Source organism: Planctomycetia bacterium (assembly GCA_034440135.1).
Lineage (GTDB): Bacteria > Planctomycetota > Planctomycetia > Pirellulales > JALHLM01 > JALHLM01.
This window is the reverse complement of record JAWXBP010000167.1, coordinates 1-19267: the sequence shown is the minus strand read 5'-3', so window position 1 is coordinate 19267 and position 19267 is coordinate 1. Positions and strand designations below refer to the sequence as shown.

The following is a 19267-nucleotide window of genomic DNA, read 5'->3' as shown; positions in this document are numbered from 1 at the left end:
AAACGCGCTACTCCCCGGCAAAGTCCGCCGCGAACGACTCGGCGCTCAACTCCTGCCCCGTCGCGTGCCGGGTCAACTCATTCCACGGCAACAGGCGGCCCGGGGCGAAGACGCGTTCTTTCATGAATTGACCGACGCGCTGGTCGCCGACGTAGGTCACCTTGTCGGAGTCCTTGCCGGGGTAGAGCTTCGCGCACAACGCCCGGTGGACTTGGCACGCGAAGAGCTCGCCCATCATGTAGTTGTGGTAGTAGCACGGGGCGCTGACCACGTGGATCTTGCTGGCGAAGTCCGGGGCGTTGCGCCCCTCTGGGCGTTTGACCAACTGGTACTTCTCGACCAGGTCCCACCAGAGTTTGTTGAGATCTTGCTGTGGATCCTCGTACATGCCTTTCTCGAAGCGGAACATCACCTGGCACCAGCGCGAGAAAATCAACAGCTTGTTGCGGCGCATCCGGGCGCCGGCGGCGTTGAAGGCGTCCGGGTCGTCCACTTTCACGCCCATCTCCGTGAGCCATTCGGCGCTCTTAGAGAATCGCTCGAACTGCATCGCCACCCCTTCGGTGCAGAGGATGTGCGCATCAGTCCGCACCACGTACGGCACGCTCGCAGGAATATTCTTGCTGCTATACACGGCGTGCCCCAACTCGTGGAGCATCGTCCCCATCCAGTATTCATTCGGGACAACGTTCGCCAACACCCGCACGTCCCCTTCACGGTTGATGTCGGTGCAAAACGCATGCGGGCTCTTGCCCGGCTCCTCGTACAAGCTGCTCCGGGCGAGCACGTCTTTGATCGGCAGCCCGACGCCTTCGTAGAATCGCTCACAGACATCCATGATCTTGACATTGGCGTAGACAGCGTCGAGATTCGTATCCTCGATCGCCGGCGCTTCCTGGAAGAATGGGTCCTGGTAGTGCCAAGGCAGCAGTTCTTCGATCTTCACGCCGCAGTTCGCGGCCAGCTTGGCGTCGATCTCGGCCTTAGCGGCTGTATACGGGCCCTTGGTGAGCGCGTCTAACTCATCGAAGAGTTGCAGCAGCGCCTCAGGATCCTGCTCGTTCAAATAAAGCTGCATCACCTGAAAATTGGCGAAGCCGAGTTTCTTCGCGGCCTGGTTGCGGAGGTCGACGAGCGTCGCCAGATCCGGCGCAACTTCCGCGCCGACCCCTTTGCTCGCCTCCCAAACCGCCTGGCGTTCGGCCGTGTCCTTCGATTCCTTGAGCGCCTTCCGCACGGCGCTGTCGGCCAATTCCTCGCCGCCGACCTTGGCGCGGTACTTGTTGAATTTCATGTCGATCGTGTTGGAAAGGGCTGTCATGCGCTCCAGAATCGCGGGATCGACCTGCTTGGAGAGCGCCCCGAGGTACATCAATCGCACTTCCCGGGCCAACGTGGCGTCTTCCAGCTTGGCCTCGTCGCAGGCCTTGAGCTTGGCGAAGCGGGCGGTATCCGAGAGCGCCTTATCGAGCGCCGTTTCGGCCTCTTGCTTCTTGGCGAACGCGGCGTCGGAACCGGTCGTGTTGGCGTCCCACCACGCCAGCGCCGCCGTGATTTCCAGCGGGCGGAGCCGCGATTCGTAGTCGGCCACCAACTGCCGCGCATCCGCCTCGAAGTCTTGCGCCTGAGCGACGGAACTGGTCATGATGCCTGCCAATACCAGGAGGATCGGGAGAGCTACCCGCGTGAAAATGCTGCGCATGGTGTGCCAACTCCGAGCGGTGAAAAAAATGCGATTCCAAGGGGCAACACGCCCGGCATTGTGCCAAGGGAGCAGCAAACTCCGCAAGTGCCGCAGGACCAACGCCGTGTCAGAACACGTCATCAGGCCCAACCGATGCATCGGTGCGTCAATGGCGGGTTTGCCCCAATGTTGCCCGAGATCGTGGTGCCCCGTCGAATGCGATACCTCCCCGAGCGGAACCCCCTTCGTAACAATGCGTGAGAGCGCAAGAGATAGGTCGTTGAACGACAAGCAGGTGCGGGATCAATACTACAACGCTACGAGTTAATCGCCTAGTGCGCGCAGGCTCACTTCGCCCTGCTTAAGGTCGGCGGCGGCGACTTTCTGTCGTGTTCGCACATCCCACAATCGCAACGTACTACTATCTCCGCCAGGCACCAGGAACTCGCCGTGATTCAGAAAGTCAACCGAGTTGAAGTGATTGCGGACCTCGTTCAAGTTATGGATGTTTACGACTCCGTCGGAGTTCGCATCGCCGAGAACCTCGGACGTGCCGAAGTTATTTCGCACAGCATTGATGTCTTCGATAGTGACTAAGAAATCACCCTTCGCGTCGTCGTCTTTTCGGAATTCCATATCCCTTTTCCTTATCCCCGAGCCGTCCACGTTCAGCACGCGACGCCCCAACTAACGCCACGCGCGACGGCGTCGCGACAAGAGCGATCGGCGCTGAGGCACTGCGCGAGAAACACTCAGGTCGTGACCGCGGGCGAATCAACTCAGCCCTGCCACAACCAGCTTGCCACGCCACAACTTACAACACTTCACGTGCCATTCGTTCCTGACACCTTTCCTGCACCTGACACCTTTTCTAAAGACTGTCCCCTCGAGCGTTTGGAGAGCCTGCGAGACAACGGCCTTCACTCCTGGTCGTTTAGCCAGGCATTGAGCTCGGCCGTCTCATCCTGCGTCAGCCGTTCATCAGGCGGCATGTAGCCGAAGTCGACCAGAATGCGGATCGTGTGCGACTGCAGTTGGTAGAGCGGCGCGCGCACGCCATCCGCTTCATGACACACAGTACACGCGTCTAACTTCAATTGCTTGCCGGCTTCCGGACGAGGCGAATACGGCGGAAAATGGAAAGTGGACCGCGGCTGTTCGGCGATGTATTGGCTGAGCGCGGCCGCGAGTTTCGCGTCAATCACAAGATCCTCGCGCGCCGGATGAATGGCCAACGGCCCGGAGGAATGGCACTTGTAGCAACTCGTGGCCTCCAACTGCACGCGATCCGGATGGATTTGCGAAAAGTAGTCCACCGGCGGTTCGACCGTCATGTCCTGGACGATCGAAAAGTAGCCCCAGCCCTCGCCCGACGCGGTGCGTTGCACCAACAAGAAGACTCGAACCGCTGCATTTTCGAACGCGGCGATGTGATTCAGCATGGGCTCGCGAATCACATCTTCCTGCGTGCTGACCAAACCGACGTCCGAGACGGGCACAGCCTGGCCCCGTTCGAACATGGCTTTCGCCAGTCGCATGTACTCTTTGATTTCATCTTCCGAGAGGCCCTGCGCGTCGGCCCGAGGATGCGGCGGGAGTTGCACCACCGGCGATGTCCAGGTCTTGTTGATTTTCTCGGCGCCGACGGTCGAACTTTCGGCGATGAACTTTTCGCGCGTAAACCAGTTGAGATCCAGCGGCGGTTCCAGCAACAATCCTGAACCAATGGATTGTGCCGGCGGAATCCGTTTTGGTTCGTGGCCGTTGCGCGACGCCCCATCAGGGCGAGGCTCGTCGCCTTCCGTGTGGAGCGCAAGCAGCTCCAGCGATAACAACAAAAGCAGCATGCGAAAGGTCGTTTTCATCATCTTGGATCAACTTTTGAGAAGCTCGGCCAGGAATCTGCCGGTGTGGGATTTCTTGTTGGCGGCGACTTCCTCGGGCGTACCGCTGGCCAGCAGTTGCCCGCCATTGTGGCCTCCTTCCGGGCCGAGGTCGATCACCCAGTCGGCGGTTTTGATCACGTCCAGGTTGTGCTCGATCACCAAGACCGAATGGCCGTTGTCGACCAATCGATTGAGGCTCTCGAGCAGTCGATCGATATCCGCGAAATGGAGTCCCGTGGTGGGCTCGTCGAGAATGTAGAGATTATGCTTGCCCCGCTTCAGCTTGCCAAGCTCGCCCGCGAGCTTGACGCGCTGGGCTTCGCCGCCGGAGAGAATCGTCGAGGGGTGGCCGAGCTTGAGATAGCCGAGGCCCAACTCATCGAGCACCCCGATCTTGCGGGCGATCGTCGGCTGATCGGCGAAGAACGCGGCGCCTTCTTCGATGGGCATATCGAGCACTTCGGAGATGTTTTTATCCCGGTACTTGACGTCCAGCGTGTCTTGTTGGTATCTCGCGCCTTTGCAAGTCGGACAGACGACTTCGACGTCGGGCATGAACGACAGTTGCGTGGTAATCGTTCCTTCACCCGCGCATTCCTCGCACCGACCGCCTTTCACATTGAAGCTGAACGTCGAGGCGGTGAATCCGCGCCGCTGCGCTTCTTCGGTTTCCGAAAACAACGTGCGGATCGTGTCATAGAAGCCGATGTAGGTGGCCGGATTCGAGCGCGAGGAGCGGCCGATCGGCGATTGATCGATGTCGATCACGTCGTTCACGTGCTTCGTGCCGAGGAATTCGTCGTGGTCCCCGGCGATGACGCGACTATCGTGCAAGAGGGCGTAGAGCCGTTTATGAACGATCTCATGTACCAACGAGCTCTTGCCCGAGCCGGAGGCGCCGGTCACGCAGACGAACTGCTCCAGCGGAATCTCGACGTCGATATTTTGCAGGTTGTTGTGGCGCGCGCCGCGAACGATCAACGACTTGCCGCTCGGCGGCCGACGTCGCTCCGGTACGGCGATGCACCGGGCGCCGCTGAGATATTGGCCGGTCAGCGACTGACGATTCTTCAGGATTGCTTTCAGCGGTCCCTCGGCGACGATCGTTCCGCCATGGACGCCGGGACCAGGGCCGATTTCGACAACGTGGTCGGCCGCGCGAATTGTGTCGGCGTCATGCTCGACCACGATCACGGTGTTGCCGAGGTCGCGCAGCCTCTGAAGCGTTTCGATCATCTTCACGTTGTCCTTGGGATGCAGCCCGATGCTCGGCTCGTCGAGCACGTAGAGCATACCCATCAATCCAGAGCCGATCTGCGATGAGAGCCGGATCCGCTGCGATTCTCCGCCGGATAAAGTTGCCGAGCGGCGATTCAGGCTCAGATAGTCGAGTCCGATCGCGATCAGCAATTCCAATCGGGTCGTCGCTTCGCGGACGATGGTTTCGGCGATCGCCTGCTGGCGCGCCGTCGGTTTGATCTTTTTGATAAACCGCAGCAACTCCACGAGGTGCATCTCGCCGAGTTCATATAGATTCCGATCGGCTACGGTAACCAATCGCCGAGCTCGCTTGAGCCGCGCGCCGCTGCATTCGGGGCAATCGTATTCGACCATCACTTTTTTCAGGTACTCGTCCATTCCGGCGTTGGACGTGCCTTGCTTGCGATATTGTCGGTAGTGATGCTCCAACTGGTTGACGACGCCGCCGAACTTGATCTTCTTGCCGGCGTGTTGTTGTCCCTGTTTCGCGCCCGGCGGCAGGACGACCTCGAATAGCTCCCCTTTTGTGCCATACTGCAGTGTCTGCACATGCTCCGGCGCCAAGTCCTTGTACGGCGTATCGAGGCTGAACCCATAGTGCGCGGCGAGGCTGTGGAGCATGCGGCCTCCCCAACTATCTCGGCTATTGCTCATCGCGGCGGTGACGAAGGCGCCTTCATTTAGCGACCGCGTCGGATCGGGAACCAACAGCGCCGGCAACACGCGCATCGCGACGCCCAATCCGGTGCAAGTAGGGCATGCGCCCGCCGGGTCATTGAACGTGAACTGCGCTTGATTCATGACGCCGGCGACGAGTCGATGCTTGGCGCACCCGAAGCCCTCGTAGAACTTTCGCTGTGCGGGCCCAAGCTGTTTCGGCTTCAAGATGTGAAAGCCGATCAATCCGTCGCCGAGTTTGAGCCCGTGCTCCAGTGACGTCACGACTTGCTGGTCGATGCCTGGAGCGATGACAAACGAATCGACGACGGCTTCGATGGTATGCGCTTCGTCTTCGTCTAATTCGAGATGCTCGCCGAGATCGCGCGGCTTGCCGTCGATGCGGGCGCGCCGGTAACCGTTGACGCGGATTTGCTCGAACAAAAACTCGTAGTCTTCGCCGTAGATCTTGTAGACCGGCGCCCGCACCTCGACTTCCGTTCCCTTCGGCAGCGAAAGCAGATGCTCCATCATCTGGTGCGGCGTGCGAATCGCGATCGCCTCGCCGCACTCAGGACAATGCGGCGTTCCCATCGTGGCGAACAGCATCCGCAAATAGTCGGAGATGTCGGTCATCGTGCCGACGGTCGAACGAGGATTCGCCCCGACCGTCTTTTGATCGATCGACACAACCGGCGAGAGTCCGTTGACGAAATCGACGTCGGGCTTCTTGAGCTGCCCGATGAATCGCTTGGCAAAGGTCGACATCGACGCCAACAGCCGCCGCTGCCCTTCGGCATAGATCGTATCGAACGCCAGCGAGGATTTGCCTGATCCGCTCATGCCCGTGACGACGATCAACTTGTCGCGCGGCAGTTCCACGTCGATGTTGCGCAGATTGTTTTCGCGGGCGCCTTGGACCTGGATCGTCGTTCGCATGGAGTCGGTTCACCGTCGCGATTCGAATCGCGAAGCAAGAGGAGCGTCAGGAGAGCCAGATCGAGCGTGCTGGAGTAGCGACGGTCAGCTTTCGAGCAAATACGCCGGCTCCTCCACACGCTCCAAGCTGCGCTTCGTCAGCTTAAACGGCGCGGAAAGTTTCTGCAGCGATCCTTTTTGCTCCAGCCATTCGCAGGCGGACTCCAAGTGCCACGGGTACAACTGCGAAAACGCGAAGTGCTCGCTGATGTCCGAAAGCGGGATCACGCGATTCTCTTTTTTCAGAAACGCGAGCAGCGGTTTGAGGTGAGCCTTGTAATGCCGGTCAAGATAGCCGTCGATGGCGTCGAGCGCCGCGATGAGGACGCGTCGATTCTTGCGTTTGGCCAGTACGTCCAGGTAGATCGTCTGGAACAGCTCGGGATCGCCTTCCATGGCGCGATAGATGACGTCTTGCTCCCAGACCTTTCCCTGGCGAATGATCTCGGTGTACGCGACGCTGTGCGCCGCACCGAGGATTTCTTGAGCCGCGAGTTCCACGTCTTCCTTGATTTCCAACCGCTTCCGGGCATGACGCACGGCGTGGATCGTCCAGGTGGAGAAAGTCAGGAGCTCTCGCTCCTGATCCTTCGTGGCGATACTGTTGGCGGTCTTGAACCACCCGTCGATTGACGGATCCTTGCTGAACACGACGCGCCGTGCGGCGAAGAAATTGCAAGAGAACGCGGTCCTCGAGGCGCCTTCGACCATCTGCTTGAAGCGGCTGCGCGGAATCACTTCGGCATGGATATTGACGCCGTTCTCAACCAAGATGCGAAAAATCCGCTCATCGTTGCCATCGCTGCGCAGGCGTCGACTGACGCCGTCAGGCTCAATGATCCAGAGCGAAATCGACTCGCGGCGCCAAATGGTGTCCGTCGACAAGCTTCCGACCAGCACCGCGGCCAGCACGTAGCGATCCTCGGCGATTCGCTCGATGAACTGATCGAGTGCGGCTTGAAAGCGCGCGACTTTTTCGGAGTCGGATTCGCTATCCATAGGCATACCTTTCATCGTCCACCGTTGCACGGAAAGACCCCACCGGGATGTTGTATGCGATCAGCATCGTCTAGAAGTTGTTCGCGACCCGGGAAAGCCTCAGATTAATGCGCCACCTCGTAGGCGACAACAGGAAGGCGCGCGTATAATTCCGCCGCGTGCGATTTGATGCCGACACCTGTGGCCCCCCCCGTCATGCATGTCTTCCACTGCGACCATTGTCAACATTTGGTGTTTTTCGAGAGCGCGACTTGCGTCCAATGCGGTCGCCTGTTGGCTTACCTGCCGGACCAGCGGATGGTGGGCTCGCTGGACGAAGGCGGCGATGGCGCCTGGAAGTCGCCGCTCGAGCCCGAGCAGCGCGCGTATCGCCTGCGCCCGAACTATGCCGAGCACAACGTCTGCAATTGGGCGATTCCGGCCGGATCGGAGCAGGAATACTGCGATTCCTGTGACCTCACGCGGACGATTCCCGATCTCTCGGACATGGCAGCCAAGCAGGCCTGGTATCGCTATGAGGTCGCCAAGCGCCGCGTCTTATACAGCCTGGTGCAACTGGGGATTTCTCCGGTCAGCAAGTCTGTCGATCCGGAGCGGGGATTGGCCTTCGAAATTCTCGCCGATCCGGTCGACCCGGAGGCGCCGCCCATTTTGACCGGTCACGCAGATGGCTTGATCACGCTCAACCTGGCGGAAGCCGACGACGCGGAACGGGAACGCCGCCGCCTGCAAATGCACGAGCCTTATCGCACGCTCGTGGGGCATATCCGCCATGAGTTGGGTCACTACTATTGGGATCGACTGATCGCCGGTAGCGACCGCTTGGACGCTTATCGCGCGCTGTTTGGCGATGACCGCGAAGATTATGCGCAAGCTTTGCAGCGTCACTACGACGCGGGGCCCGCGCCCGATTGGCAGGAACGCTACGTCTCGGCCTACGCGAGCACGCACGCCTGGGAAGATTGGGCGGAGACCTGGGCGCATTACCTGCATATCACGGACGCCATCGAAACGGCCGCCGACAGTGGACTTTCGATCCGTCCGCGCCGGCGCGACCAGCCCTCCGCCAAAATCACCGGCAAAGCGATCGCTCGCGGCCCGGAAGGCTTCGATCAATTGATGAACGAATGGTTTCCACTCACGTTTGTGCTCAACAACCTGAATCGCGGCCTGGGCCTTCCCGACGCCTATCCATTCGTCTTGTCGAAGCCAGCAGTGGAGAAACTCCGCTTCGTTCACGAAACGGTGTACCACGCTGGTTGAAGGTTCAGCCACACCAGCCCGTAGCGCAAGGAAAGAGCCCCGTCCGCACTGCGGCAGCCGGGGCTTAATCATCGTCTAAGTTTTTTTAAACAATCGCGATTACAACCCTTCGCCCTTGGAGACTTCACTCCCGTCTCGCGTGACCAGCTTGGCGAACTCGCGGATGTCAATCGTTTCGGCAAGGAAGCGCACCGAGCCGTCGCCGAAGGAAATGACCGCGCCGCCGGAATGGAACGCATACGTCTCCGCGGTCCCTTCCGAACCGTAGTACGAATGTGGGAATCCTCCCGGGACGACGTCTTCGCCGTTGGTGCAGTTAATGGCGCACGGGCCGGGCGAGGTCTTGCCATCGTAGCTGGAGCCGTCGATGCTAAAGTCACTCGCCGGACGGCACCAGCCGCCGGCGTTGACGCGAGTCTTGACCAGGTCCTCGGAAACCATCTCGCCTTTGCGCCACACGAAGGGACGGCCGGCCGATTCCGCATAGAGAATTGTGTTCGAAGTACCATCTTTCACGTCGGCGAAACGCGGCTTTTCGTTCTTAGGCAAGAAACCTTTGCCGTCCTTGTCGACAAGGTTCGCCGTCTTCAGGCGGGCGTCGACGCCGATCGTCGGCGAGTAGTCGGTCGTCGCGGCAATCGTCGCCGACCACGTGCTCGCTTCCGGCAGCCCGTCGAGTCGTTCCGGCTTGGGGCTGGTGGGGCACAAGAAGGTGGGAATGACCTGCGACACGGCTGGCAAGTTCAGCGGGTCGTTCCAGTTCTTAGCCTGGTCGTACGCTTTGAACGTGTTGTTCTGTTCGATGAACGGCAACAACAATGTCACGCCAGCGATGCGCGGCAACGGCGTCAGGCCGGCCGGTCGCACACTGGAGGGAAAATGCTTCTTCGAGTTCTCGAAGGTGTGCGCGGCGAGCGCCACTTGTTTCAAGTTGTTGGTGCACTGCGAGCGCCGCGCGGCTTCGCGCGCCACCTGCAATGCCGGCAACAGCAGCGCGATCAAGATGCCGATGATGGCGATCACCACCAGCAATTCCACCAGCGTAAAGCCGGCGCGTGCGTGTGAAGGTTTCCGTAGCATGGGTATCGTACTCCTGAACAAATCTTCGAGTGGAGAGTAATGAGTGGAACGGAGACAACAGCGCTCGGCTAGCGCGTGAGCGTGATCGGGTCCAGCACGTTCGTGCCTTCGGCGATGCGCACTTTCAACGTCGACGTGGTGGGTTGGCTGAACTTGTTCGGCAACACATTCGGGCCGGGCTTGTATTCGCCATCCTTTTGAATCAACTTCCGCCATTCGACCGTGACGGTGTACTCGCCTGGCGGAACGCCGTCGCCGGTGTCATAGGTGCTGAGTTTGAACGAGCCGTCCTTTTCGGTTTGCGCTCGGGCCGAGATCGGATTGCCGGCGCTGGGATGCAGTACCACGAGCGCCCCAGCGACCGGCTGGCCGTTCCAGATGACTTTGCCTTCGGCCGGAAACACTTGCACGCGTTCCGGACCGGTGTCACTGCAACCGGTGACAAGCAACGCCACCGCGGCCAGCGCCGCCAAGGGCGCCCGGCCGCGATGCGCGCACTGAGAAAGAGTAACTACGGACATGGAGTTCACCTCGGTGCTTAGCGAGTGGAATGTAGGAGTGGGGGCGACGTCACGCAGATGCCGCGATGAACGAATCGGAACGCGGCGCGCTTACGGCCAGTTCATCGATCACGTGCGTCACGCCCGCGATGCGGCGGACGAGGGACACGGCGAGTTGCCTATGGTAGTACGATTGCAGAACGCCACGCAACGTGACGCGACCGTGGATGGCTTCGATGGAAATCTGGCGAAACGCCGGCACGGATTGCGCGGCGAGCAGCAGTCGCGCGCGGTCAAACAGGTCGGCGTGATCGTTGGACAAATGGGTGGGCAAGCTGGTCATGGTCTATGTTCCTGTCGTTGAAATCTGTGATGTAAGCGAAAGTGAGGCGTAATGCATCGCGACAACGACAACAGCGAAACATGGGACGATTCCTTGATGATGTGTGGAGTGGGAATTCAACGAGTCGACGTGCATTCGACTATGCAACTTCACTCGCCGCGGTTCGGTTTTGCGCGGCATGGCGACCATTCAATCCGGCCGCGAGTCGATTCTTTTCCGTGCGATCGATCTGCACGACGACGCCGTCCTGCACGGTGACGACGACGCTGCCAAAGCGCAAGCCACTCAAGGCGTGGCGGATATGTTCGATCGCCAGTTCCTGGCGGTTGTCGCTCATCGCGGCTGTTGGTGAGGAACTCATCGTGCGCTCGCTTTCCATGCTTGAAACCAGTACTTCGGTGCGACCCGCCACGCTCCGCCGATTTAGATCACATATTCCGGAACAAACACCCGCGCTTTCCGCGGCGAAAGATACACGCGATCGCCGGGACGCAATGCCAACGATTCCAGACGTTCCAACGGAATGTCGACATGAATGTCGCGTCCCGCGGCGCTCATCAGACCCACCTTGGCGACGGCGCCCGCAGGGTTGATCCGCGTCACATTCGCCTCAATGGCCGGGTGACCGTTGCGCTGCAGCTCGATCTCCAATTCGTGCGGCCGAATGTAAACATGCGCCTGGCCTTGTCCATGATCGAAACGGCCCGGCACGTCGAGCGGTACGTTGTCCCACCAGGCGCGGCCATCTTCGATCCGGGCATGAAACACATTCACGCGGCCGAGGAAATCCATCACGAATTCCGATTGCGGCCGGTGGAACACGTCCTCAGGAGTGCCGTCTTGTTCGATGCGCCCTGCGTTCATCACCACGACGCGATCGGCCACTTCCAACGCTTCCTCCTGATCGTGCGTGACGAGAATCGTGGTGACATGAATCTCATCGTGCAACCGGCGCAGCCATTCCCGCAGACCTTGCCGCACCTTGGCGTCGAGCGCCCCGAACGGTTCATCCAGCAACAGCACTTTGGGCTCAATGGCCAACGCCCGGGCCAACGCCACGCGTTGACGCTGGCCGCCGGAAAGTTGCGAAGGGTAACGCCCGGCCAGTCCGTCGAGTTGCACTAACTTGAGTAACTCGTGAACGCGGCTGTTGATCGCCAGCTTTGACGGACGCAGCTGCCGCGGACGTACGCGTAAGCCGAATGCCACGTTCTCGAACACGGACATATGCCGGAACAACGCGTAGTGTTGAAACACGAAGCCGACTTGGCGACTGCCGATCTCCGTTTCGCGGACATCTTCGCCGTGAAAACGGATGGCGGTCTCCGGATGAACGTCCGGTTCTTCCAGCCCGGCGATGACTCGCAGCAACGTGGTCTTGCCTGACCCGGAAGGGCCCAACAGCGTGACCAACTCGCCATCGCGAATGTTGAGGCTAACGTCTTTGAGCGCCTGGTATGCGCCGAAGGACTTGTGAACCCGATTGATTTCGATGCTCATGCGTTTAACCCTCTACCGCGGTCGGTTCAAGAGATGGGCGCGCGGCTTGGATTTTCCATTCCAGCGCAATTTTTAAAGCCAAGGTAGCCAATGCCAGGAGCGCCAGCAGCGAGGCGACGGCGAAGGCGGCCACGAAGTTGTATTCGTTGTAAAGAATCTCGACATGCAACGGGATCGTGTTCGTTTTCCCGCGCACGTGGCCGGAGACGACCGACACGGCGCCAAACTCCCCCATCGCCCGGGCCGTACTGAGGATCACACCATACAGCAACGCCCATTTCACATTCGGCAGCGTGACACGCCAAAAGGTTTGCCAGCCGCTCGCGCCAAGCAGCAGCGCGGCCTGTTCTTCGTCGTTGCCTTGTTCCTGCATGAGCGGGATCAACTCCCGCGCCACAAAGGGGAACGTCACAAACACCGTGGCCAAGACAATGCCCGGTACGGCAAAGATGATTTGAATGTCGTGCGCTCGGAGCCATGGGCCGAGCCAACCTTGCAGGCCGAACAACAGGACAAAGATCAATCCCGAAATCACCGGCGACACGGCGAAAGGCAAGTCGATCAAGGTGATCAACACGCTCTTGCCGCGAAACTCAAACTTCGCGATCGCCCACGAGGCGGCCAATCCGAATACCAGGTTCAATGGCACGGCAATGGCCGTGGCGACGAGCGTCAGACGAATCGCGGCCAGCGCCGCCGGATCGCGGAAGCTGGCGAAGTAGGCTTTCACGCCTTCGCGCAAGGCTTCGGTGAACACGGCGACGAGCGGGAGCACCAGGAACAGCCCCAGAAACCCGATGCCGAGCGTGAACACGATCACCTTGACCCACAGCGGCTCGCGCAGGGCCGCGCGGCTTTGACCGGAACTTGTCGCGGAAATGGCAGTGGCCATGGCTTCAAACTCCCTGCAACGCGGCGCGGCTGAACCACCACTGCACGGCGTTGATCGCCAAGAGAATGAAGAACGAGGCCACGAGCATCACTACGGCCAACGCCGTGGCGCCGGCGTAGTCGTACTGCTCCAACTTGGTGATGATCAACAGCGAAGTGATTTCGGTCACCATCGGCTTGTTGCCGGAGATGAAGACGACGGACCCGTATTCGCCCAGGGCTCGTGCGAACGAGAGGGCGAAGCCCGTGATCATCGCCGGTAACAGCGCCGGCAGCACGACGTAGTAAAACGTCTGCAGTCGATTCGCGCCCAGACTTGCGGCAGCTTCTTCAGCTTCCGCTTCCAGTTCCTCCAACGCCGGCTGCACCGTGCGCACCACAAACGGCAGCCCGATGAATGTCAACGCAATCAACACGCCCAGTGGCGAAAACGCGGCGTGAATTCCCAGCGGTTCCAGCCATTGCCCGAGCCAACCGTTCGGCGCGTACAGCGTGGTGAGCGCAATTCCCGACACGGCGGTTGGCAAGGCGAAGGGAAGGTCCACGATGGCGTCGATGAAGCGTTTTCCAGGGAATTGATACCGCACCAGCGTCCAGGCCAGCAGCAATCCGAACACCGAGTTGATCACTGCCGCGAGAAACGACGCGCCGAACGTCAGCCGATAGGAAGCCATAACGCGCGGCGAAGTCACCGTCTCCACAAAGTCCGACCACGTCATGGTCGTCGTGCGGAGAAACAATCCGGTGAGCGGGATCAGCACGATCAAACTCAGGTAGGTCAGCGTCCAGCCGAGCGTCAGCCCGAAGCCGGGGAGGACGCTATGGCGTTTGAACAAGTTACGCATGAGACGTGAGTCCTTTCACTGTCCCGGTGTGTAAATCTGGTCGAACACGCCGCCGTCATCGAAGTGTTCGGCCTGCGATTTCTTCCAGCCGCCGAACACGCTGTCCACGGTGAACAGTTCGAGCTTCTCGAAGCGTTCCAGCAACTTCGGCTCGACTTCGCTCGGATTTACCGGGCGATAGTAGTGCTTGGCAGCGAGATCCTGGCCTTCCTTGGTGTAGAGAAAGCCGAGATAGGCTTCGGCCGCCTCTCGCGTGCCATGCTTTTCGACGTTTTCGTCGACCACGGCGACCGGCGGTTCGGCCAGGATGCTGAGGCTCGGCGTGACGATGTCGACCTTGTCCGGCCCCAACTCATTGATGGCCAACAGCGCCTCGTTCTCCCAGGTCAACAAGACGTCGCCGATGCCCCGCTGCACGAACGTGTTAGTCGAACCGCGGGCGCCGGAATCCAGCACCGGCACGCGACGGAAGACGCTCGTCACGAACTCTTTGGCCTTCACGTTCGCGGCGGCCACGACATCGGACTTGGCGGGATCTTTCAGTGCGTCGAAGCCGCCCAACTCGTGATGCAGCGTGTAGCCCCAGAGCACCAGGTAATTCCAGCGAGCGCCCCCCGAGGTTTTCGGATTCGGCGTAATGACCTGCACGTCGTCTCGGCCCAGGTCGGACCAGTCGTTGATCTTCTTGGGATTACCCTTCCGCACCAGAAACACAATCGTCGACGTGTAGGGTGCGCTATTGTTCGGCAACCGCGATTGCCAATTGTCCGGAAGCAGTTTGGCTTTTTCGGCGATGACGTCGATGTCGTACGCCAATGCCAGCGTCACTACGTCGGCTTCGAGCCCGTCAATCACCGCCCGGGCTTGCTTGCCGGAGCCGCCGTGCGATTGCTCGATCGTCAACTCGACGTTGTTGTTTGTGAGATAGTCCTTCTTAAACGCCTCGTTGAATTCCTCGTAAAGCTCGCGGGTCGGATCGTAAGAGACGTTGAGCAGCGTGAGCTGCTTCGGTGCTTCGGCGGAGCCGGATGCATCCGCCGACGTGGAACCTGACCCGGTTGCCGAGGCGTTGTCGCCGCAACCAACCGCGCTCAACGACAGCGTCATTCCCGTCAGAGCCAAGGCGGCGAAGAGTAATCGCGATCTCATGGGTTTCCTACTCGAGCAGTGGCAAGTGGGCAGCGATTCCGGAGTGGACTCGCGAATCGTCGGTCGGAGGAAAAGCAAGGATCGTGCCAAGGCGAACTTTTTGGTACGCGCTGTGCGAATCATCGACTTAGGACCGAAAATCGGACTGTACTCATGGGAATCCGTGACATATGATGGAACCGACCCGCGACAATTCATGGGACACCGTCTTATTTGATGGTTTTGACGGCATGGAACCGTTTCGCCCGTTACTGTTGGAAATCTGGCGCGAAGCCTGCCGGCATATTGAGATCCAAGAGGCGACGGCCAACATTACCACCTTCCTGGCGAAGCATTTGCCGCTGGGAGGCGTGATCGTGCGCCGCGTCGAAGAGGCCCATCGCACGATTGCGACCGTGGCCGCCGCGGGCGTGGGGCGCTGGGTTCCACCGGAACCCAGCGGATCACCGGTGTCAGTGACTCAACTTCGCCGCCTGCGCAGATGGGGTGAGGGGCGCAAGCTGCTCCGGCAACGTCAGGACGACAGCTCCGCGGAATCGCGCGTGCTCATCCCATTGGATATCCGTGGCGACGTGCTGGTGGGACCACTCGGCGCTGCCGGTGCCCTGACCGGCGTGCTCATCGTGGTCGCCAAGGAGGGACACGCCTTCGACGCCGAACATCGCAAGCTGGTCCGCGCACTGTTGGAGCCGTTTTCCGTCGCGCTCGACAACGATCACCGCGTCCATGAGTTGGCGTCGCTGCGTGAAACCGCCGAAGCAGAACGCCGCACACTGTTGACGCGACTCGGCCGCAGCGAGATGGACGAACCCGTGGTCGGCGTCGAAACTGGGCTCAAGCCGGTGATGGAACGCGTCGCCCTGGTCGCCCCGTCCGATGCGCCTGTGTTGATCCTCGGCGAAACCGGCACCGGTAAGGAAGTCATCGCCCGCGCGATTCACAATCGCTCGCCGCGGCACGCCAATCCGTTTATCCGCGTAAATTGCGGCGCCATTCCCGCGGAATTGATCGACTCGCAACTGTTCGGTCACGAAAAAGGCAGCTTCACTGGCGCAGGCGAAATGCGCCAAGGTTGGTTCGAACGCGCCGACGGCGGCACGCTCTTCCTCGACGAAATCGGCGAACTGCCGCTGCAAGCGCAAGTCCGCTTCTTGCGCGTCTTGCAAGACGGCTATCTGGAGCGCGTCGGCGGGCAACAACCAATTCGCGTCGATGTGCGCATCGTGGCCGCCACGCATCGCGATCTGGCGTCGATGGTGCAGCACAAAGAGTTTCGCGAAGACCTGTGGTATCGCCTGGCGGTGTTTCCGTTGGTGCTGCCGCCGCTGCGCGAACGCTTGGACGACATCTCCGAGCTCGCCCAACATTTCTCCGAACGCTCCGCCACGCGGCTGGGTTTACCGCTCGTGCGGCCGACCCCGGAGGACATCCTGCTGCTCGCGGAATACGATTGGCCCGGCAACATTCGCGAATTGCGGACGGTGATCGAACGCGCAGCCATCCTCGGCGACGGCAAGCGACTGGAAATCGCGAAGGCGCTCGGCGTCATCCCGCCGCGCGTTGCGCAACCGGCGAGTCTCACGTCCCACACGGCGCCGCGCCCGGGTTCGTTTGCGACGGAAGCGCCGACACGCGAAGGCCTGCTCACGCTCGACGACGCGGTGCGTCGCCACATCGAGCGTGCGCTCCAGGCCACACGCGGCAAGATCGAAGGCCCGCGCGGCACGGCGGCGTTGTTGCATATCAACCCGCACACGCTCCGCGCCAAGATGCGCAAACTCAGCGTAGATTGGTCGCGCTTCCGCGATTGAGTTGCGCGCGCATAAAAACAGCCCAGGCGATTGGGCCTGGGCTGCAATGCAATTCACTTTGACTTCGTCGTCGTCGCTTAGCCCTTCGCCTTCGCGTAGCGGCGGGCGACTTCTTCCCAGTTGATGACGTTGAAGAACGCCGCGAGGTAATCCGGGCGGCGATTCTGGTAGTGCAGGTAGTAGGCATGTTCCCAGACGTCGACGCCCAGGATCGGCGTGTTGCCGCCGGCCATCAACGGCGAGTCTTGATTGGGGGTCTTCTCGACGACCAACTTGCCGGCCTTGGTGACGCTCAACCAGCCCCAACCGCTGCCGAATTGGGTCGTGCCGGCTTTGGTGAGATCTTCCTTGAACTTGGCGAAGCCGCCGAGGTCGGACTTGATGGCGTCGGCCAGCGCGCCGGTCGGCTCGCCGCCAGCGTTCGGGGCCATGATCGTCCAGAACAGCGAGTGATTGGCGTGACCGCCCGCGTTGTTGCGAACCGCGGCGCGCTTTTCCTCGGGAACTTGGTCGAGCTTGGTGACCAATTCTTCGACAGGCAGATCCAGCAATGGGCTGCCTTCGAGCGCCGTGTTGACGTTGTTGATGTACGCCTGGTGATGCTTTGTAAGATGGATTTCCATCGTCTTGGCATCAATATGCGGTTCCAATGCGTGGAAAGGATACGGCAGCGACGGCAGGGTGTATGGCATCGTTCCACCTCAGGCAATGCGGTTGACGGGTCTCATGTCACTCGTGTGCGAAACCAACATACCGCGCGCGCGGACCATCGGCTAGGGTGGGCAACAAGCGCGTCGGGCTAGTGTAAAACGACTCGGGGCAACTTACACCAACTCCGCGATCACTTCCCCGTGATCGATGGCCGGGACAGGGCGGCCCGCGTGGTTGAGGAAGCTCACCGAAGGATCGACGCCGAGCACGTGATAGATCGTGGCGTGGATGTCGCTACAGGTGATCGGACGGCTCAGGGGGTATTCGCCGAGACGATTCGTGGCGCCGACAATCTGGCCACCCTGCAAACCGCCGCCGCCAAGGACGCAGAACATCGCGCTCCCCCAGTGATCGCGGCCAGGCGTCCCCATGCTGCCGGCCGGGCCGCCGTTACCGCCGTTGTTCATCCGCGGCGTGCGGCTGAACTCACCGCAGACAACGACGAGCACTTGATCGGAGAGTCCACGTTCGCTGAGATCGCTGAACAAGCCGTACAGCGCCTGATCCACCTTCGGCAGGTAGTTCTCCATGCCGGTCTTGAGGTCCCAGTGATGATCCCAGCCGCCCAGGTGAACGGTGACCATCGTGGCGCCGGCTTCGACCAAACGCCGCGCAAGCAACGTGCTTTGACCCCAGGTATTGCGCCCATAGCGATCGCGGAGCGCCGCGTCTTCGCCGGAGAGATTGAACGCCTCGCGCGCGGCTGTGCCGGTGACCATGTCGAAGGCCTGCACCTGAAAGCGATCCATTGAATCCGCCATGCCGGTTTGATCGACGAAACGGCGCGTGCGATCGAAGTGCTCCATCAAACCGCGGCGATCCTCCAACCGGTTGACCGTGAGCCCGCCAGCGAGGTTCATGTTCTGTACCTGAAAATTCTCGGCGTTGGGATCGCCGTCGGTCTCGAACGGATCGAACTCCTTGCCGAGATAGTTCGCCGCGAAGTAACCGGGTCGAATGCCGATGCTGGCCGCGTAGGGCACCGCCACGTAGGCCGGCATGCCTGGCTTGCGCGGCCCCAGCACGCGCGTCGCAATCGAGCCGATCGACGGCGACTTCCCAGTGGTATCGCCGCCGTTCGCCCCGTCGCGCCCGGTGAGCATGTAGTGCGCGCCGGTGAAGTGATCGCCGGTGTCATGATGCAACGATCGCACGATCGAAAACTTGTCGGCGACCTTCGCCTGCAATGGAAAGAGTTGCGAGATCTCGAACCCGGGCACGTTCGTCGGAATGGGCTGCCAGATCCCCCGGTACTCGGCCGGCGCCTCCGGCTTGAGGTCGTACAGGTCCATGTGGCCCGGCCCGCCGTCGAGCCAAACCATAATGACGGACGTGTTCTTCGACGGACGCCCCTGCTCGGCGGACTTATTCTTGGCGCGGAGAATTTCCGGCAGTCCGGCGGTCGCCATCCCAGCCGCGCCGAGCTGAACGAAACTCCGGCGAGAAATGCCGTCGCAATACCGGCTCGCTCCGCCCATGCCAATGCGCCACATGGCTTCGTCTCCTGGAACAGGTCGCCGCTGGGTGGATGCGGTCAACGCATCCACACATTTTGATCCGTGCGGCATTCTAACCCTCCCGCCAGGAAGCCGCAACAGTTTGGCACAAGTCTGCAGGGCGAATCAGTTTTCGTAAGGCGTGAACCGGTCGAGGTCTGTTGGCGTAGGAAGCGGGACGGAGCGGTTTTCTTTCCTTTTTTGCACGGAGGTG

The 19267-nt window shown here is 60.7% G+C and carries 17 protein-coding genes; 2 read left to right on the top strand and 15 right to left on the bottom strand.

Features of this window, described 5'->3' with window-relative positions; genetic code table 11:
* Positions 1-7 precede the first annotated feature (7 nt).
* The 5 genes from SGJ19_09615 to SGJ19_09595 form a co-directional block, all read right to left on the bottom strand.
* A complete protein-coding gene (locus tag SGJ19_09615; GenBank protein ID MDZ4780496.1) occupies positions 8-1702 on the bottom strand; it encodes a M2 family metallopeptidase in 1695 nt (564 codons plus the stop codon).
* Positions 1703-2008: 306 nt separating this feature from the next.
* Positions 2009-2320 carry a hypothetical protein gene (locus tag SGJ19_09610; GenBank protein ID MDZ4780495.1) on the bottom strand — a complete coding sequence of 104 codons (312 nt, stop codon included), beginning with the start codon at positions 2318-2320 and terminating at the stop codon, positions 2009-2011.
* 284 nt (positions 2321-2604) lie between these two features.
* Positions 2605-3552 (bottom strand): hypothetical protein, encoded by a 948-nt coding sequence (locus SGJ19_09605; protein MDZ4780494.1) that lies wholly within the window; start codon positions 3550-3552, stop codon positions 2605-2607.
* Between the two features lie 6 nt (positions 3553-3558).
* A complete protein-coding gene (gene uvrA, locus SGJ19_09600) occupies positions 3559-6426 on the bottom strand; it encodes an excinuclease ABC subunit UvrA (protein MDZ4780493.1) in 2868 nt (955 codons plus the stop codon).
* Positions 6427-6510: 84 nt separating this feature from the next.
* Positions 6511-7464, bottom strand: a complete 954-nt coding sequence (locus tag SGJ19_09595) for a hypothetical protein (protein MDZ4780492.1) — start codon at positions 7462-7464, stop codon at positions 6511-6513.
* A gap of 195 nt (positions 7465-7659) precedes the next feature.
* Between SGJ19_09595 and SGJ19_09590 the strand changes: the two genes are divergently transcribed.
* On the top strand, positions 7660-8727 hold the full coding sequence (locus tag SGJ19_09590) for a putative zinc-binding peptidase (GenBank protein ID MDZ4780491.1): 1068 nt from the start codon (positions 7660-7662) through the stop codon (positions 8725-8727).
* A 99-nt stretch (positions 8728-8826) separates the two neighbouring features.
* On the opposite strand, the gene SGJ19_09585 is transcribed toward SGJ19_09590, so the two are convergent.
* From SGJ19_09585 to SGJ19_09550, 8 genes are all read right to left on the bottom strand, one after another.
* A complete protein-coding gene (locus tag SGJ19_09585; protein MDZ4780490.1) occupies positions 8827-9807 on the bottom strand; it encodes a DUF1559 domain-containing protein in 981 nt (326 codons plus the stop codon).
* A 68-nt stretch (positions 9808-9875) separates the two neighbouring features.
* Positions 9876-10328 (bottom strand): carboxypeptidase-like regulatory domain-containing protein, encoded by a 453-nt coding sequence (locus SGJ19_09580; GenBank protein ID MDZ4780489.1) that lies wholly within the window; start codon positions 10326-10328, stop codon positions 9876-9878.
* 49 nt (positions 10329-10377) lie between these two features.
* A complete protein-coding gene (locus tag SGJ19_09575) occupies positions 10378-10650 on the bottom strand; it encodes a BON domain-containing protein (protein MDZ4780488.1) in 273 nt (90 codons plus the stop codon).
* Between the two features lie 139 nt (positions 10651-10789).
* The gene (locus SGJ19_09570) at positions 10790-11011 is read right to left on the bottom strand and encodes a DUF2292 domain-containing protein (protein ID MDZ4780487.1); all 222 of its coding nucleotides are present in this window, start codon (positions 11009-11011) and stop codon (positions 10790-10792) included.
* Positions 11012-11073: 62 nt separating this feature from the next.
* Complete coding sequence (locus tag SGJ19_09565) at positions 11074-12150, bottom strand: sulfate/molybdate ABC transporter ATP-binding protein (protein MDZ4780486.1); 1077 nt, start codon at positions 12148-12150, stop codon at positions 11074-11076.
* A gap of 4 nt (positions 12151-12154) precedes the next feature.
* A complete protein-coding gene (cysW, locus tag SGJ19_09560) occupies positions 12155-13042 on the bottom strand; it encodes a sulfate ABC transporter permease subunit CysW (protein MDZ4780485.1) in 888 nt (295 codons plus the stop codon).
* 4 nt (positions 13043-13046) lie between these two features.
* Positions 13047-13886 carry a sulfate ABC transporter permease subunit CysT gene (gene cysT, locus SGJ19_09555; GenBank protein MDZ4780484.1) on the bottom strand — a complete coding sequence of 280 codons (840 nt, stop codon included), beginning with the start codon at positions 13884-13886 and terminating at the stop codon, positions 13047-13049.
* Positions 13887-13901: 15 nt separating this feature from the next.
* Positions 13902-15035 (bottom strand): sulfate ABC transporter substrate-binding protein, encoded by a 1134-nt coding sequence (locus tag SGJ19_09550; GenBank protein ID MDZ4780483.1) that lies wholly within the window; start codon positions 15033-15035, stop codon positions 13902-13904.
* Between the two features lie 170 nt (positions 15036-15205).
* Between SGJ19_09550 and SGJ19_09545 the strand changes: the two genes are divergently transcribed.
* Entirely contained in the window at positions 15206-16846 is a 1641-nt protein-coding gene (locus SGJ19_09545; protein MDZ4780482.1) for a sigma-54 dependent transcriptional regulator, read from the top strand.
* A gap of 77 nt (positions 16847-16923) precedes the next feature.
* On the opposite strand, the gene SGJ19_09540 is transcribed toward SGJ19_09545, so the two are convergent.
* On the bottom strand, positions 16924-17538 hold the full coding sequence (locus SGJ19_09540) for a superoxide dismutase (protein MDZ4780481.1): 615 nt from the start codon (positions 17536-17538) through the stop codon (positions 16924-16926).
* A 132-nt stretch (positions 17539-17670) separates the two neighbouring features.
* On the bottom strand, positions 17671-19050 hold the full coding sequence (locus SGJ19_09535) for a DUF1501 domain-containing protein (GenBank protein ID MDZ4780480.1): 1380 nt from the start codon (positions 19048-19050) through the stop codon (positions 17671-17673).
* Between the last annotated feature and the right edge of the window lie 217 nt (positions 19051-19267).